Genomic DNA, 14,061 nt, shown 5'->3' with positions numbered 1-14,061 from the left:
TTAGCCTTCTAAAGCGTTGTAGTGATCATCGTCAACGGGCTCAAGCCATTCACCTTCGCCAGCGGTAATGGCAACGTGGTTGAACCACGAATCCTTGGTTGCGCCGTGCCAGTGCTTGACACCGTCCTTGGTCACAACGACGTCACCTGCGGTGAGTTTACGAGCTGCCTGGCCGTCCTCCTGATACCAGCCTTCACCTTCGGTCACCAGCAGAATCTGGTAGCCACCCACATGTTTGTGCCAGTTATTGCGGCAATCAGGTTCAAAGCTGACGTTTGCGACCATGACGTCCACGTCGTCTTCATTCACTAGCCCTTTGAGGAAGCTCTGACCGATAAAGTACTGGCCAAAAGCCTCATTGGGCTCACCGAAACCGAAAAGACTGTTCTTAACTTCTTGTTCGTTTTTGCTTGCCATGGTTACTCCTTTGTCGTAGAGGCCGGTACTTTCACCCTACTCTTTTCGGGCAGAACTACACGAGTATCGGGGTAATACGCGGTCGTACTTACATCTCTATAATCTCAAGGTTGCTCGTATCGTAGAGTACCTTTGCGTGGTTGGTTTTGATGAGCTGTTTTTCGACATCATTGCCGGAGGCGCGGTCGATGGTTCGCTTGTAAATTTTGGAGTTGCGGTAGACCGTGCCGTTTTCTTTGCTGAAGAACTCGTCTTCGACTTTGATGCGGTATTTGAAGTCTTGGTGCTCGGTGGAACGCAATTCACCGTAGAGGTATTCGTCATCGGTGTAGGTGATGAGCTGGTAGGTCTTATCGGTGGTGTTGCGGAACCTGTAATCGAGGTAGTTGTAAACAATCGAGGTGTCGGTGCCGAAAGAGACTTTGCGACCAAAATCAGGGAACATATCAACACCGTCATGGTGGTGGTGTTCCACGATTCCAAAGGGGGTGTGTAGCACCATCCAGTGGATAAGGTTTGAGAACTGGCACATGCCGCCGCCAATACCGGACTGGGCGTCCTCTTCGCGTCCAACCATCAGCCCTTCTTTATAGCCTTTCTTCGGTGTGCATTCACCAACGAGCTTCCAGAGTGAAGAGACTTCGCCGGGCTTGATAAGCACGCCGTTGACGAGCGGAGTGCAGATTTTGAGGTTTTGCGCCTTGTTTTCTTGAAGGTCCATGCGCGTATTGCCGAGCTGGCGGCGAATCAGAGAATTGTGCTTGTAGATCACCACCGACAGTTTTTCATTGCTTTTAGCGGTTGCAAAATGTTCTTTGCTGAGGCGGTCTTTGATCTGTCGAGTGAGGATGCTTTTGCGGCGGGAGATTTGGTAGGTGAGCGGAGAGATCTCGCAGAAGAGCTTGCGGGGCATGACGGTACTTTCTAAAAGTGTGGTTCGAAAAATAAGTGAATGTATACCGTCATGGTATGTGCCTCACTTCACTAAATGAGGTTATGTGGGGCTGTGTAAAAAACGTGTCTAGCGTAAGCCGTTCCAATTCGCAGTATAGGAACATTTTGATAAGGTGCAGCTTAAGGCTAATTTCATTAAACCTAATCACTTAATTAGGTAAACCTAAGTTTGAGTGTGTTAGTGTTTTCTCTGGTCACCGGTACAAAACCACAGTCTCTAGGAGAAAGCATGGCTCTACCTCAGATTTCCGGCTATCGATATACGCCCGCAAACCTCACCAACACCGTTGAGTGGACGCTGGATCCTGCCCGCGCCGTGTTGCTTGTGCACGATATGCAGCAGTACTTCATCAACGCATTCGATCGCTCCGATTCTTCTGCTCAAATCAACGTTGCTATTAATTCCATCGCAGCGCTTATTGCCGCCGCACGCGAGCAAGATATTCCCGTAGTTTTTTCAGCTCAACCACCGCGTCAAACGGCAGAAAAACGCGCGCTACTGACAGATTTTTGGGGTACCGGTCTGCAAAGCGATGAAGCCGCTGCCATCATTGAAGAGCTACAGGCACAAGAATCGGAGCTCTTGACCAAGTGGCGTTACTCAGCCTTCGCGCACACCGATCTTCGTGAGCAGATGAAGAGCTGGGGTCGCGACCAGCTTTTGATTACCGGTGTGTACGCTCATATCGGTTGCATGACGACCGCTCTTGACGCGTTCATGCACGAGACCCAGCCCTTCTTTATTCACGATGCGCTCGCTGATTTCAGCCTTGAAAAGCATCAGATGGCCTGCGACTATGTTGCCTCACGATGCGGTCTTGTGTGCTCTACCCAGCAAGCACTGGATCAGCTCGGTAGCGGAACTCGCGTAAGGGGCGCCGCATGAAATATGTTCTTGTGACGGGCGCTGCCGGGGGAGTGGGACGCGCCACCACCGAGGCTCTCCGTTTAGCTGGCTACGGGGTAGTCGCAACAGATGTGCTGAGCGCTCAGCAGTGGAGAGAGAACTTTGGTGAAGAGTCGAATACTCCCTACTTCCCAGCCGATATGAGCCGGGCAGACAGCATCCTCGCTCTTAGATCTTCGGTTCAATCACTAGGAGTAGAATTGCAGGGGCTTGCGCTGTGCGCCGGCATCGCTCACAGCCAGCCGCTACTAGAAACCTCGCTCGAAAGCTGGCAGCAGTTGCACGCGGTGAACTCCACCGGAGTCTTTCTCGTGATCCGCGAATTTGCGCAGCTCATGATTGAACAGAACCCGAAAGATAGCACTAACGCACGCGGTATTGTCACGGTGAGTTCTAACGCCTCACACACGCCCAGAGCGGAATTCGGTGCATACGGTGCCTCTAAAGCATCTGCATCGAGTGTAAGTTTAAGTTTTGGTTTGCAACTGGCACAGTACGGTATTCGAGTGAACACCGTGTGCCCGGGAACCACACGCACACCAATGATTACCGACGCCTGGCGCGGTGAAGACTTATCTCACCAGCCGGTTGAAGGTAACAGCAAGAATTTCAGGCTCGGTATTCCGCTCGGACGCATCGCTGAGCCTGAGGACATTGCAGCTGTCATCGAGTTTCTCGTAGATTCACGCTCCCGTCACGTGACAATGCAGGAGCTAACAGTCGATGGTGGTGCAACGTTTTAGATGAGTACACTAACAACGAATGCGCTTCGAGAAAGAAAGTTTTCGCCCGTGAGTATTGAGCAACCGTTTGCTGATTTTGTGATGAGTGTGGGCCACCAGAGCATCACCAGCGCCGGTGCGCTAACTGCTGTTACTGAAGAAACAGCGCTTGAAACCGCGCGCGCACAGAAATCTATTGTGATGGGGCTGGTGCCGTTTGATCCGTCTCGTCCTGCAACCCTGTGGGTTCCGCAAAGTTACACGGTCGAAGAGCGAAAGGACGCTGACACTGCTACCGACGGCTCGCATAACTTCCCAGCTCCCAGCCGCGTCGAGGGCATTGATAACCCGCGCTATCGTCAGGCTGTAGGGGATGCGGTTGCGCGCATGAACAACGGCGAGTTCGACAAGGTCGTGCTGGCACGCACCCTCACCGCCCACTACGACCAGCCGCTTAAAATTGCTGATGTTTACGATAACCTGACCCTGCAACAGCCTCGCGCCTACACGTTCTCCGTAAAATTGCCGGATTCCGATGAGTACCTCATGGGAGCTTCTCCCGAACTCGTGTTTAAGACAGAAGCCGGCGGACGCTTCAACACGCATCCTTTGGCCGGTTCGGCTCAGCGTTCTGCGCACCCCGGCGACCTTGAAGATATGCAAATTGGTGAGCAGCTGATGCGCTCCGCTAAAGACCGCGCCGAACACGCCACCGTCATTGATGATATCCGCTCGCGTCTTGCCCCTTTAACAGAGGAACTTGATGCTCCCGCTGTTCCCGAGCTCATGACCACCCCGCAGCTCTGGCACCTGGGAACCAAAATTACCGGCGTCCTCAAAGGGCATCTGAGCTCGCTAGATGGTGCCCGGGCTATCCACCCCACGCCAGCGATTTGCGGTACTCCGCGCGATATTGCGCTAGAGAGCATCCGCGAGTACGAGGACTTTGACCGCGGCTATTTTGGTGGCTTAGTGGGCTACATGGATGCGGACGGCAATGGCTCGTGGGCGCTGGTGCTACGTTGCGCCCGAGTGAGACCGCACCGTGCAACTCTTTTCGCGGGTGCAGGTATTGTGCGCGCATCGCAACCTGAGAGCGAGCACGCTGAAACCGCTACCAAGCTGGGTACTTTCGGCAAGGTGCTGGGAATCAGTACCCGCTAAGTCTTAGGGCGCTAGAAGATCGCGCACCATTTTGGGTGTTGTTACCCGATGCATAGCAACAGATACAGGGGCGGACGCTGCAACGCAGATGTAGTGTTCGCCCTTCGTGTACCAGTGCACGTCAAAGCTATATTTACGGTCGGTCGAGGGGTCTGCGAAGGACGCGTGTGCGCGGCTAAAGGGCGCACTGTCATCGCTCATTGTTACCACGACGCTTCGCGGGTCTACCGAGAGACCGTGACCGGTTGCTTTGAGCACCGCCTCTTTAGCATTCCACAAAAGCATACGCACCAGCTGCGCTGACTGGGAGTCAAGGGTAGCAAGGAACTCTCTTTCGCTGGGAGCCAGGGCGATGCGATCAAAGCCGTTGTGAAGAGATCCGCGAGATTTCTCAACGTCAATGCCGAGTAGCAACTGGTGGTCGCGGGTGAAACCTCCAATGACTAAGCCCTGTGTGCGGCTCATGTTGAGGTTGACGCCCTCAATGGTGGGCTTACCGTGCTGAGCGCCGCTGTCGCATAAAGAACACGAACGATCCACCGGGATTGCTGCCGCACCAGTGGGGAGCACTCCGAGGGTGGTGGCCGCAATCGTACGCATCAGGGCGTGTTGCGCCGCGTAGGTCATGGCATCGTCAGGGTGAGTAAATTCAGCGGCTCGGCGTTGTTCCTCGAAGCCTACGTAGGCAAGCCAACTCACGCCGTACCCGGAACGTAGCATCTCAGGATCAAGCAGAAAAAGCTCCACCGCGGTAGCGGGCTGCTGCGTCATATTACTCATGAACGCAATTCTACTGAAGTTTTATGAATGCGGTTCTTGCACTGAAATACAGGTCAGAGCTACTTATTCGCTAAGGTTAGTTGCATGGGAACTAAAGAACCAATTATTGCCGCCGCTGACGGCTCTGCGCTGGGTAACCCCGGCCCTGCAGGCTGGGCGTGGTATATCGATGATGATACGTGGGCTGCCGGTGGCTGGAAGCACGGCACCAACAACATGGGCGAGCTCAAAGCAGTGCTCGATCTTTTCGAAGCAACGGCGCATGTTCCCGAGAGAAAACTTGAGGTGCTGTGCGATAGCCAGTACACCATCAACTCTTTGACCAAGTGGATGCCCGGTTGGAAGAAGAAAGGATGGAAGAAATCCGACGGTAAGCCTGTGCAGAACCAGGATTTGATGAAGGCGTTGGACGCTGCTTTGTCAGGGCGAAATTACGAGTTCAAGTGGGTGAAAGGCCACGCGGGCCACGCACTGAACGAAGCCGCTGATGAGCGTGCACGTGCGGCGGCAACAGCCTACCGCGATGGAAAAAAGCCTAACTCAGGCCCCGGTTTTACCGATGATGCTGACAGCATCGAATCAGACGAACACACTGTGGTGGATTTGTTCCCGTCACCGCAAAACCGTATGAGCGAAGCCGAAGCAGAGGCACGGCGCGCGCATCCTACAAACTATCGTTCCGGCGATGCCTTAGAAGAACAGGACCGTGCCGAGGAAGAAGCGCACAGCGCGCGCATTGCCCAGATTGGACCTGACCGCCTGGCCGCTCACCAAGAAGAGCTTCTCTTGCGCGCCGAGAATTACGCGGATGCGCACAAGCTGGAATCTTTTCTAGCTCCCGAATTTTCGTGGGTGACACCTCGCGGCGTCATTGTGTCTCGTCAAGAAGTCATTGAGCACCGCGAGAGAGCTTTCCATGTGGAAGGCACTCCCGAGATTATCGAGACCGATATGCTCAATGAGTCGACGGCGCTAGTGGTGTCACGAGTCTTTACTAAACGCGGTCAAGTGGTGCGCACCAGCTGGTGGGTTCGCGAGAACTACCGCAATGAAATTGGCGCTTGGCTCCTGCGTTTTCGTCAAGAGAGCGCAACGTAGATAAGTTTCTAGGCGTAACAGGTGCAGGCGCTGAGCTTCCTTGCTGGTGCCGAGAGCCGGTCTTCGCGCTGGTCGCTGCACAAAGGACGCTTGGTACAAGCCTACAGACCTACACCTGTGTACCGCCGTGCGCCGATCTAGCCTAAGAACATCGCTGCGTTAGCGGACTCGGTGTCGTCGTAGTTCATACCTGCCTTGGAAAGGGCATCGTTAATCTGCGCGATAGCCTCTTCAACCTGACGTTGAGTAGCACGCCAGTTACTCAAAACGCCCTGAAAATTCACGGACGCAGAGCCGGTCCACGAGTTCTGCAAATCCTGCAGAGAACTCGTCATACCGTTGACCTCGGCAATAATCGAATCGACGTGGGCGCGTGCCTGAGCGCTCTTTGAAGCAATGAGGTCTGAGTCAACAACAAACTGTGCCATGGTGGTTCCTTTTCAAAAGAGTTGGGATTGATGCAGAGGTTAACACGCTGTTTAGGCTGAGAAATCCTACGCTGAAAAGTTGCGAGCTAACCTCCTGACACTACGGTATGTCTTGGGCACTCCGGAAAACTACTTAAAGAAAAAATCTGTGGATAAGTAGCCCTCAAACTACGATATCCACAGATTTTTCTGTCCTCAGTTGGCGTGTGTCCACATTCCTAACGTCTCTTTAACGCTCCGTGAGCGCTTCTGCCGACGCCGGAATCTTCAACACAAAGGTCGCGCCACCACCGGGAGTTTCTTCAATATCGATGGTTCCATCGTGCTGCGCAATAATAGCCGCCACAATCGCCAGCCCCAGACCGGTGCCGCCGGTCTCTCGCGTCCTTGACGTATCTGCGCGGTAGAAACGCTGGAAGACGCGCTCGCGGTCTTCGCCGTGGATACCGGGGCCGTGGTCGCGTACTTTGAGCACCGACAGCAGCCCGTTGGGGCCTCGGTCAGTTCCCACAGCGATTTCGAGGGGAGAGCCCTCGGGCGTGTAGCGGATAGCGTTGGTCATCAGGTTAGCTACCACCTGACGCAAGCGCGATTCATCGCCCATGACAGGGGCAGTGGTGCCGTCGCTGTCGGGATCCTGCAAGCCCACCACAATAACTTCGCGATCGGGTGCGATGGCAAAGGCGTCGGCAGCAGCGTCCTGAGCGAGCTTGAGCAAATCAACGTTTGTATTTTCGTTGACGCGACGCTCATCGATGCGGGCAAGCGTCAGCAAATCTTCAACCAGCTGGCCCATGCGCTTAGATTCTGCCTCGATGCGCGCCATCGCCTTGCCAACGTCCTCCGGAGTTTGTAGGGCACCGTGACGGTAGAGCTCTGAATACCCGCGAATTGAAACCAGAGGTGTGCGCAACTCGTGCGATGCATCGCCCACAAAGCGGCGCATCTTTTCTTCAGAGCGCTTGCGGGTATCGAAGGCCTCTTCAATGTGCGCCAGCATCTGGTTGAGTGAGTTTGAGAGGTGCCCCAGCTCGGTGTAGGGATTGTAATTGACGATGCGCTGAGAGAGGTCGCCCGAGGCGATTTTGGCTGCTGTTTGTTCGACGCGGGCGAGCGGCTCGAAGGCTCTGGTAACGAGTACCCAGCTCATGGCGATAGCCGCGAACAGCGTCGCCATACCGAAGGCGATTGTCAGCATACCCACCAGCGCCACCGTTGAATTAGTTTGCGTTAGCGGGGTTGCGATGATGACGGAGTACTGGTCAGAATCCGTTGAAAAGGGCATGATGCGCCACTGTGTGTGCCCCGATACCGACGGCACGGTAAAGCCCGTTGCTGATAGCTTTTCTACGCGATCTCGCGGCCACGTGCCCGTCAGAGGGGTGGACTCACTTTCATCGGCGGTGGAGAACTGGTGCACCACGTTGCCCTCAGAATCTAACAGGAAAGCGGTGTAAGCCAGCCGCGGCGTCGAATTAATCTCACTGCCGGAAGGCAGAAGATTGCTGGTAATCACGCCGGCATTGGACTGAATTTCTTCATCCAACTGGCTAGTGAGGTGGCTACGCATCGCTGAAATAGCAACGAGCGCTGTCACCGCAATAGCAAGAGCAATAAGGAGCGAGCTTAAAACAACCAACTGGGTTCGCAATGACAGCGAACCCAGTCGGGAGCGAAGAATACGTTGACGCATCATCTACTAAAAATTACTTCTTAGACGTGCGGAGCAGGTAGCCCACACCGCGCTTGGTGTGAATGAGCGAGGGGAGCTCCGGATTGTTATCAATCTTGCGGCGCAGGTACGAGATGTAGGATTCCACGATTGAGGCGTCGCCGTTGAAATCGTATTCCCAAACATGGTCAAGAATCTGAGCCTTGGACAGCACACGGTTGGGATTGAGCATGAGGTAACGCAAGAGCTTGAACTCGGTGGGCGAAAGGTCAATTTCGCGGTCGCCACGGAACACCTCGTGCGCGTCGTCATCGAGAATAAGATCGTCAACGCGCAGGCGTGAATCTTCTTCTTCGTGAGCTGCGGTGCGGCGTAGAACAGCGCGGATGCGCGCTACAACCTCATCCAAGCTAAAGGGCTTGGTCACGTAATCGTCGCCGCCAACGGTCAGTCCGGTGACCTTATCTTCGGTGTCGTCTTTAGCTGTTAGGAAGAGCACCGGGAACAGGCGCCCTGATGCGCGGAGCTTGCGGGTGACGGTAAAGCCGTCCATATCGGGCAACATGACATCGAGTACAGCGAGATCGGGAGATTCAGTCTGTGCTTTGTCGAGTGCTTCGCGCCCGTTCGATGCGGTCACTACTTCAAAGCCTGCAAAACGCAGGGAGGTAGCGAGCAGTTCAAGAATGTTGGGCTCGTCGTCTACTACTAGTAGTTTTGCTTCAGTCTGCTTTTTCACGGTTTAATAATCTCCCTTTTAGCTGAAAGTTTGCTGTGACAATCTCTACCGTCTGCTGATTTTCTCCCTTGACTCAATGGCAGGACGCGGTGTTATGGCTACAGCGCGCGACGCTGAAGGACGAGGAACACCATGGCAATCATCAGTGCGATGAATGCGAGGGGGAAGAGAAGCAGCGGAATCTGCGTCAAAATGTTTGGGGTGGATGCTCCGGTCCACTTCATCCAGAGCATGAGAACTCCACTGATGGTGCTGATAATGGCAAGAATTGCGCCGGTTACACCGAGCGCACGAATGGTGCCGGCGTAGGGCAGTACGTCTTTTGTAGTCATGTACTTACCGTATCAAGGCCTTCTCGATACCGGATTCCTACAGGTAAAATCGGGAATCTTTCTTCGACATATATGACTTATCTAAAAGGCCGAGTTAAACGTTTGAGCGATTTTCACGCTTTAATAGGAGTATGTCAGAATTTGCTCCCGAGGCTATCGATACTTCGACGCCTGAGAACGCCGTATCGACCTTCGACTCTACAGAGAGCACCGATGAGCATCCTTCGCTGGGTGTGCCGGTGCGTCGTCGCCGTACCGAAAAGGTCGATGAGGTTATTGCTGCAGCTAAAGATCTTGCGCTGACTGGGATTCTTGAAATTACAAATTCTGAGTCAGTTGGTCCTGTTCATCACGTGCGCGGTGAAGAAGAGCGATTGAGCACTCATCTATTTGAGTGTGCTCTGCCCGGTTACCGCGGGTGGTTCTGGTTTGCTACCCTTGCCCGCGCACCCCGTTCCAAGCACGTTACTGTTTGCGAAGTTGGTTTGTTGCCCGGTGACGACGCTTTACTGGCCCCTGAGTGGGTTCCATGGTCCGACCGAGTTCGCCCTGAAGACACCGAGAGCGATGACGATTACGACACTACCGATATCGTAGATGCCGAGGACGTTGATGAAGATGCGCCGGTAAACCAGCTAGAAACCAAGAGCTCAGAACAAGAAGCCCGTGAATCAGAGGCCGAATAGCACAAATAGCTAGAGATAAAGCGCTCGCCCGTAAAGGGGGAGCGCTTTACTTTATCCTCTGCTAGTGAGCTATCAGCGCATTTGTTAAATATTGCGTGACTTTAAGTGAACAAAAAAGCATAGTAAAACTTTAGATACAACAGCAGATGGATGGTGAGCGCAACGAGTCAGGTACAGAGTATGCAAGGCCCGCAACCGGTGGTAGATAAATCTACGACCTTTAGATCCTTGTGGATTATGAACTACCGCATTTGGTTTGTCGGTGCGTTAGTTTCAAATATCGGCACATGGATGCAACGCATTGCTCAGGACTGGTTAGTGTTCAATGAGCTGAGCGACCAGGATTCTACCCAGATGGGTATTGTCATGGCGTTGCAGTTCGCTCCTCAGCTTCTGATTGCCCCTTATGCGGGTGTGGTTGCTGATCGTTATGACCGCCGTAAGGTGCTGTTGTGGACGCAAAGCGGCATGGGTCTTTTGAGCTTGGGGCTGGGGTTGCTGACCATTTCGGGGCTAGCTCAACTGTGGCATGTTTACTTCTTTGCGTTAGCCTTGGGCGTGGTAACTGCTCTTGATTCGCCGGTGCGTCAGACCTTTGTATCAGAGCTGGTATCTGATCAAGATCTGCCCAACGCGGTGGCGCTCAACTCGATGTCTTTCAACTCAGCCCGCATGATAGGCCCAGCGATTGCTGGTGTGATGGTGGCTGCTGTTGGCTCCGGCCCGGTCTTTCTGATTAACACCGTGACCTTCGTAGCCATGATCACCGCCATTCTCATCATCTGCACCGATCAGCTCAGACACTTTGAACGCGCGTCCAAAGCTAAAAGCCGCCTGCGAGATGGTCTGAGCTACCTCAAAACCCGGCCGGACATCCTCGCCGTTATGGTAGCGGTTTTCTTGGTGGGTACCTTCGGGCTTAACTCAGCTATGAACATTGCCGCTATGGCAACCACCGAGTTTGGGCACGGTGCCGGTGAATTCGGTTTTCTCAACTCAATTCTTGCTATCGGCTCGGTGACGGGCACACTCTTAGCTGCACGACGCGAAGTGCCGCGTTTGCGGTACATCTTCGGTGCTTGCGCTGGTTTTGGTCTCGCATGCTTCTTCGCTTCTATCTCACCCAACATGTGGGTCTTTGCCATTGCGCTTGTTCCCATGGGACTCATGGCCCTCACGCTCATCACCAGCGCCAACGCCTACGTGCAGGTCACCACCGAGCCACTGATGCGCGGTCGCATCATGAGCCTCTACATGGCTGTTTTCATGGGCGGCACACCCATCGGCGCACCGTTGGTGGGTATGGTTAACGACGTCTTTGGTGCTCGCTGGGGATTAGGCGTTGCCGTCATCGCAAGTTTGCTAGCAGCTGCTATCGGCATTGGGTGGTATATGCGCTCGCAGCAACTCCACCTTGTCTTTGACCGTTCTGCTCACACTAAATTTGTTCTTCGTAAGCACGAAGAAGATACGGCTGACAATGACACTGAACCACCCGCTGTGACAGCGGCTATCGACATCCAAGAGCCCCGCTAAACATCCCTTGTGTACGCAGGTGCCCGCGTCCTTGACAGTGTTGCCAGGACGCGGGCACCGATGCAGTGACAATAAAGAACCGGGTAGGAGCTACGATGATTGAAACTACAGGTTCTCCACCACATAGTCGATGCAACGCAGAAGCGCTGAAACATCGTCAGGTTCAATTGCGGTAAAGGTGGCGATGCGCAACTGATTACGACCGAGTTTACGGTACGGCTCGGTATCAACAACACCGTTAGCGCGCAAAGTTTGAGCGATGAAAGCTGCATCGATACTCTCATCAAAGTCGATGGTGGTAATGACGTTAGAACGCTCGCCCGCTTTTTCAACGAATGGCTGAGCATATGAGGACGCCTCTGCCCACTCATAGACGCGTGCCGCCGAGTCTGCGGTGCATTCAGCGGCGAAGGTAAGCCCGCCGTTGGCGTTCAACCATTTCACCTGCTCATTGAGCATGATGAGGGTAGTAAGGGCAGGCGTGTTGTAGGTCTGGTTTTTCAGCGAGTTATCAACCGCCGTAGCCAGCGACAGAGAATCTGGAATCCAGCGTCCTGACTCTGCAATTTTCTGTACGCGCTCGAGTGCTTTCGGCGAGAACAGTGCAAACCAGAGCCCACCGTCGGAGGCAAAATTCTTTTGAGGCGAGAAATAGTAGACATCGCACTGGGAAATATCTACGTCCAAACCGCCCGCCGCACTTGTGGCATCGACCACTACCAGCGCATTCTCGTCAATGCCGACAGGACGCTGCACCGGAGCAAAGACGCCGGTTGATGTTTCATTGTGCGGCCACGCGTACACATCAACACCCTCCTCGGCTACAGGAGACGGGCGTGTTCCGGGCTCCGAAGAAATAATAGATGAGCGCTCTAGATGAGGAGCCTTATCAGTGGCCGATGCGAATTTAGAACCGAACTCACCGAACACCAGGTGCTGGGCTTTAGATTCCACAAGACCAAAAGCCACCGCGTCCCAAAAAGCTGTAGCGCCACCATTGCCGAGAATTACCTCGTAGCCATCAGGAGCTTGGTAGAAAGTTTTGATGCCTTCGCGAATCTCAGCCACCAAGTTTTTAACGGGCGCCTGACGGTGAGACGTGCCTAAAAGTTTTTTGCCTGCCGCTACTACAGCTTCAACTTGCTCAGCACGAACCTTCGAAGGCCCTGCCCCAAATCGACCATCGGCAGGAATCAAATCAGCGGGAATGGTGAGAAAATCAGTCACAATACACTCCATTTATGGTTGTGAGCCCAGCGTAAAGGGTGAGGGAACGGGCTCGAATACTCTCTATTGTGCCTGTGAAAGCGACGAAGGCAGAACAAACCGGCAAATTTTCGAATGGTGAGATAAAAGAGTGAAACGCAAACACACAATCTCGTACGCTCACAAAGTAAGCTGACCATGAAAATAAAAATCAGCATTAGAATAAATATCTAAAGAAACCCCACGTGCCGGTGCACGTATCTGGATAAGAGAGCACAGACATGACAGATCTTATTGATACTACTGAAATGTACTTGCGCACGATTCTTGAACTTGAAGAAGAAGAAATTGTGCCTATGCGCGCTCGCATTGCTGAGCGCCTGGACCATTCTGGACCCACTGTTTCGCAGACTGTTGCGCGCATGGAGCGTCACGGGTTGGTTGAGGTCGCTAAAGATCGTTCTTTGCAGTTGACCAAGGACGGTCGTCACAAGGCTGTTGAAGTGATGCGTAAGCACCGCCTAGCTGAGCGCCTACTGTCGGACGTTATCGGGCTTGAATTTGAATATATTCACGACGAAGCCTGCAGGTGGGAGCATGTAATGAGCGAGCGAGTAGAGCGTCGCCTGCTCGAGCTACTCGATAACCCCAAGTATTCGCCGTACGGTAACGCGATCCCCGGTCTTGAAGATCTAGGGGACAGTAGCGAACGCAATGATACGCGGACCGTGTCAATGACTATTGCCGCTAAAGACTCAGATGAGGATGATCGCTTTACTATTTCTCGTCTCTCAGAGTTTGTACAGACCGATATGGACTTGCTGGGTAAGCTAGCGGCGGCTGGAATCGTCTACGGTGCTGAAGTATCAATTCTTCCGACGCCTCGCGGAGTGCGAGTTACGGCTGAAGGGCAGCAGTCCGGGCTGGAGCTTATCGAAGAGATTGCTGATTCGATTGTGGTCAAGCGTCACTAGGGCGCTACGTATTTTTATAAAGTTTTATCTGGGCAACCCGTCTGCGGTAGGCAGGCGGGTTGTTGTTTTAAAGAAAACCGGCGTTGAATGCTTTATCCAAAGGGCGGCGAATCGGAGTGCGAGACCGTATATGCTCCGTTACCTAATCGTGACTTTATGAGGTATAGACACCTTAAAGGGGACGATAGGACTGTTTTAAGTAGTCTCTGGGCGACGAATCTCATGAGTGTGATTAAGCTTGCTTAAAATAGGTATGAAGGGTGCTTATTTATGATGCTTTTTGTAAAGATGCTAGTCAGAAGCTCTTTTCGCTAGTTGCTTTTCAAGGTAAAAATGTATCACATCACTTAAAATCCTCATCGCCCGCCGGTGGATTTATCTAGAATTTATATTTTCGTGACCAAAACGTGACAATTCCTAAAAACGTGTGTAATGTCTTCTTCTGT

The 14,061-nt window shown here is 53.3% G+C and carries 15 protein-coding genes; 7 read left to right on the top strand and 8 right to left on the bottom strand.

Going from position 1 to position 14,061, the window contains the following annotated elements; all coding sequences use genetic code 11:
- Together HF984_RS05160 and HF984_RS05155 are read right to left on the bottom strand one after the other, a co-directional pair.
- On the bottom strand, nucleotides 1-417 hold the full coding sequence (locus HF984_RS05160) for a cupin domain-containing protein (protein WP_168614618.1): 417 nt from the start codon (nucleotides 415-417) through the stop codon (nucleotides 1-3).
- An 88-nt stretch (nucleotides 418-505) separates the two neighbouring features.
- Nucleotides 506-1,330, bottom strand: a complete 825-nt coding sequence (locus tag HF984_RS05155; protein WP_168614617.1) for a VanW family protein — start codon at nucleotides 1,328-1,330, stop codon at nucleotides 506-508.
- Between the two features lie 270 nt (nucleotides 1,331-1,600).
- On the opposite strand from HF984_RS05155, the gene HF984_RS05150 reads away from it, so the two are divergent.
- Genes HF984_RS05150 through HF984_RS05140 form a run of 3 tightly spaced genes read left to right on the top strand, consistent with a single transcriptional unit; the run spans nucleotide 1,601 to nucleotide 4,164 of the window.
- Nucleotides 1,601-2,257, top strand: coding sequence for an isochorismatase family protein (locus tag HF984_RS05150; RefSeq protein WP_168614616.1), 657 nt, complete (start codon nucleotides 1,601-1,603; stop codon nucleotides 2,255-2,257).
- Nucleotides 2,254-3,021, top strand: a complete 768-nt coding sequence (locus HF984_RS05145) for an SDR family oxidoreductase (RefSeq protein WP_168614615.1) — start codon at nucleotides 2,254-2,256, stop codon at nucleotides 3,019-3,021. The genes HF984_RS05150 and HF984_RS05145 overlap by 4 nt, the downstream gene beginning before the upstream one ends.
- A gap of 48 nt (nucleotides 3,022-3,069) precedes the next feature.
- Nucleotides 3,070-4,164 carry an isochorismate synthase gene (locus tag HF984_RS05140; protein ID WP_343947376.1) on the top strand — a complete coding sequence of 365 codons (1,095 nt, stop codon included), beginning with the start codon at nucleotides 3,070-3,072 and terminating at the stop codon, nucleotides 4,162-4,164.
- A gap of 3 nt (nucleotides 4,165-4,167) precedes the next feature.
- Here HF984_RS05140 and HF984_RS05135 read toward each other — a convergent pair whose 3' ends face one another.
- A complete protein-coding gene (locus HF984_RS05135) occupies nucleotides 4,168-4,944 on the bottom strand; it encodes a 4'-phosphopantetheinyl transferase family protein (protein ID WP_168614613.1) in 777 nt (258 codons plus the stop codon).
- An 84-nt stretch (nucleotides 4,945-5,028) separates the two neighbouring features.
- Here HF984_RS05135 and HF984_RS05130 point away from each other — a divergent pair, with 84 nt between their 5' ends.
- Nucleotides 5,029-6,042, top strand: a complete 1,014-nt coding sequence (locus HF984_RS05130; RefSeq protein WP_168614612.1) for an RNase H family protein — start codon at nucleotides 5,029-5,031, stop codon at nucleotides 6,040-6,042.
- 137 nt (nucleotides 6,043-6,179) lie between these two features.
- Here HF984_RS05130 and HF984_RS05125 read toward each other — a convergent pair whose 3' ends face one another.
- From HF984_RS05125 to HF984_RS05110, 4 genes are all read right to left on the bottom strand, one after another.
- Nucleotides 6,180-6,470 (bottom strand): WXG100 family type VII secretion target, encoded by a 291-nt coding sequence (locus HF984_RS05125; protein WP_168614611.1) that lies wholly within the window; start codon nucleotides 6,468-6,470, stop codon nucleotides 6,180-6,182.
- A 229-nt stretch (nucleotides 6,471-6,699) separates the two neighbouring features.
- Nucleotides 6,700-8,163, bottom strand: a complete 1,464-nt coding sequence (locus tag HF984_RS05120; RefSeq protein WP_168614695.1) for a sensor histidine kinase — start codon at nucleotides 8,161-8,163, stop codon at nucleotides 6,700-6,702.
- Nucleotides 8,164-8,176: 13 nt separating this feature from the next.
- Nucleotides 8,177-8,881: a response regulator transcription factor gene (locus HF984_RS05115; RefSeq protein ID WP_168614610.1), complete on the bottom strand. Its 705-nt coding sequence runs from the start codon at nucleotides 8,879-8,881 to the stop codon at nucleotides 8,177-8,179.
- Between the two features lie 98 nt (nucleotides 8,882-8,979).
- Entirely contained in the window at nucleotides 8,980-9,213 is a 234-nt protein-coding gene (locus tag HF984_RS05110) for a hypothetical protein (RefSeq protein WP_168614609.1), read from the bottom strand.
- A 131-nt stretch (nucleotides 9,214-9,344) separates the two neighbouring features.
- Here HF984_RS05110 and HF984_RS05105 point away from each other — a divergent pair, with 131 nt between their 5' ends.
- Together HF984_RS05105 and HF984_RS05100 are read left to right on the top strand one after the other, a co-directional pair.
- The gene (locus HF984_RS05105; protein ID WP_168614608.1) at nucleotides 9,345-9,899 is read left to right on the top strand and encodes a DUF3027 domain-containing protein; all 555 of its coding nucleotides are present in this window, start codon (nucleotides 9,345-9,347) and stop codon (nucleotides 9,897-9,899) included.
- A gap of 180 nt (nucleotides 9,900-10,079) precedes the next feature.
- A complete protein-coding gene (locus tag HF984_RS05100; protein ID WP_168614607.1) occupies nucleotides 10,080-11,435 on the top strand; it encodes an MFS transporter in 1,356 nt (451 codons plus the stop codon).
- Between the two features lie 105 nt (nucleotides 11,436-11,540).
- On the opposite strand, the gene serC is transcribed toward HF984_RS05100, so the two are convergent.
- Nucleotides 11,541-12,662 (bottom strand): phosphoserine transaminase, encoded by a 1,122-nt coding sequence (serC, locus tag HF984_RS05095; protein ID WP_425563892.1) that lies wholly within the window; start codon nucleotides 12,660-12,662, stop codon nucleotides 11,541-11,543.
- Between the two features lie 260 nt (nucleotides 12,663-12,922).
- Here serC and HF984_RS05090 point away from each other — a divergent pair, with 260 nt between their 5' ends.
- On the top strand, nucleotides 12,923-13,615 hold the full coding sequence (locus HF984_RS05090; RefSeq protein ID WP_168614605.1) for an iron-dependent transcriptional repressor DtxR: 693 nt from the start codon (nucleotides 12,923-12,925) through the stop codon (nucleotides 13,613-13,615).
- The last annotated feature ends 446 nt before the right edge of the window (nucleotides 13,616-14,061 follow it).

Origin of the sequence: Rothia terrae (genome assembly GCF_012396615.1) — a bacterium.
GTDB classification, from domain to species: Bacteria; Actinomycetota; Actinomycetes; order Actinomycetales; family Micrococcaceae; genus Rothia; species Rothia terrae.
Note: the sequence above shows the minus strand (reverse complement) of the source record. Positions and strands in the feature narration are given on the sequence as shown.

Coding starts and splice junctions, on each gene's coding strand:
- HF984_RS05160 (WP_168614618.1), bottom strand. CDS start 417: ATGGCAAGCAAAAACGAACAAGAAGTTAAGAACAGTCTTTTCGGTTTC.
- HF984_RS05090 (WP_168614605.1), top strand. CDS start 12,923: ATGACAGATCTTATTGATACTACTGAAATGTACTTGCGCACGATTCTT.
- HF984_RS05100 (WP_168614607.1), top strand. CDS start 10,080: ATGCAAGGCCCGCAACCGGTGGTAGATAAATCTACGACCTTTAGATCC.
- HF984_RS05120 (WP_168614695.1), bottom strand. CDS start 8,163: ATGCGTCAACGTATTCTTCGCTCCCGACTGGGTTCGCTGTCATTGCGA.
- HF984_RS05155 (WP_168614617.1), bottom strand. CDS start 1,330: ATGCCCCGCAAGCTCTTCTGCGAGATCTCTCCGCTCACCTACCAAATC.
- HF984_RS05125 (WP_168614611.1), bottom strand. CDS start 6,470: ATGGCACAGTTTGTTGTTGACTCAGACCTCATTGCTTCAAAGAGCGCT.
- HF984_RS05130 (WP_168614612.1), top strand. CDS start 5,029: ATGGGAACTAAAGAACCAATTATTGCCGCCGCTGACGGCTCTGCGCTG.
- HF984_RS05135 (WP_168614613.1), bottom strand. CDS start 4,944: ATGAGTAATATGACGCAGCAGCCCGCTACCGCGGTGGAGCTTTTTCTG.
- HF984_RS05145 (WP_168614615.1), top strand. CDS start 2,254: ATGAAATATGTTCTTGTGACGGGCGCTGCCGGGGGAGTGGGACGCGCC.
- HF984_RS05150 (WP_168614616.1), top strand. CDS start 1,601: ATGGCTCTACCTCAGATTTCCGGCTATCGATATACGCCCGCAAACCTC.
- HF984_RS05110 (WP_168614609.1), bottom strand. CDS start 9,213: ATGACTACAAAAGACGTACTGCCCTACGCCGGCACCATTCGTGCGCTC.
- HF984_RS05105 (WP_168614608.1), top strand. CDS start 9,345: ATGTCAGAATTTGCTCCCGAGGCTATCGATACTTCGACGCCTGAGAAC.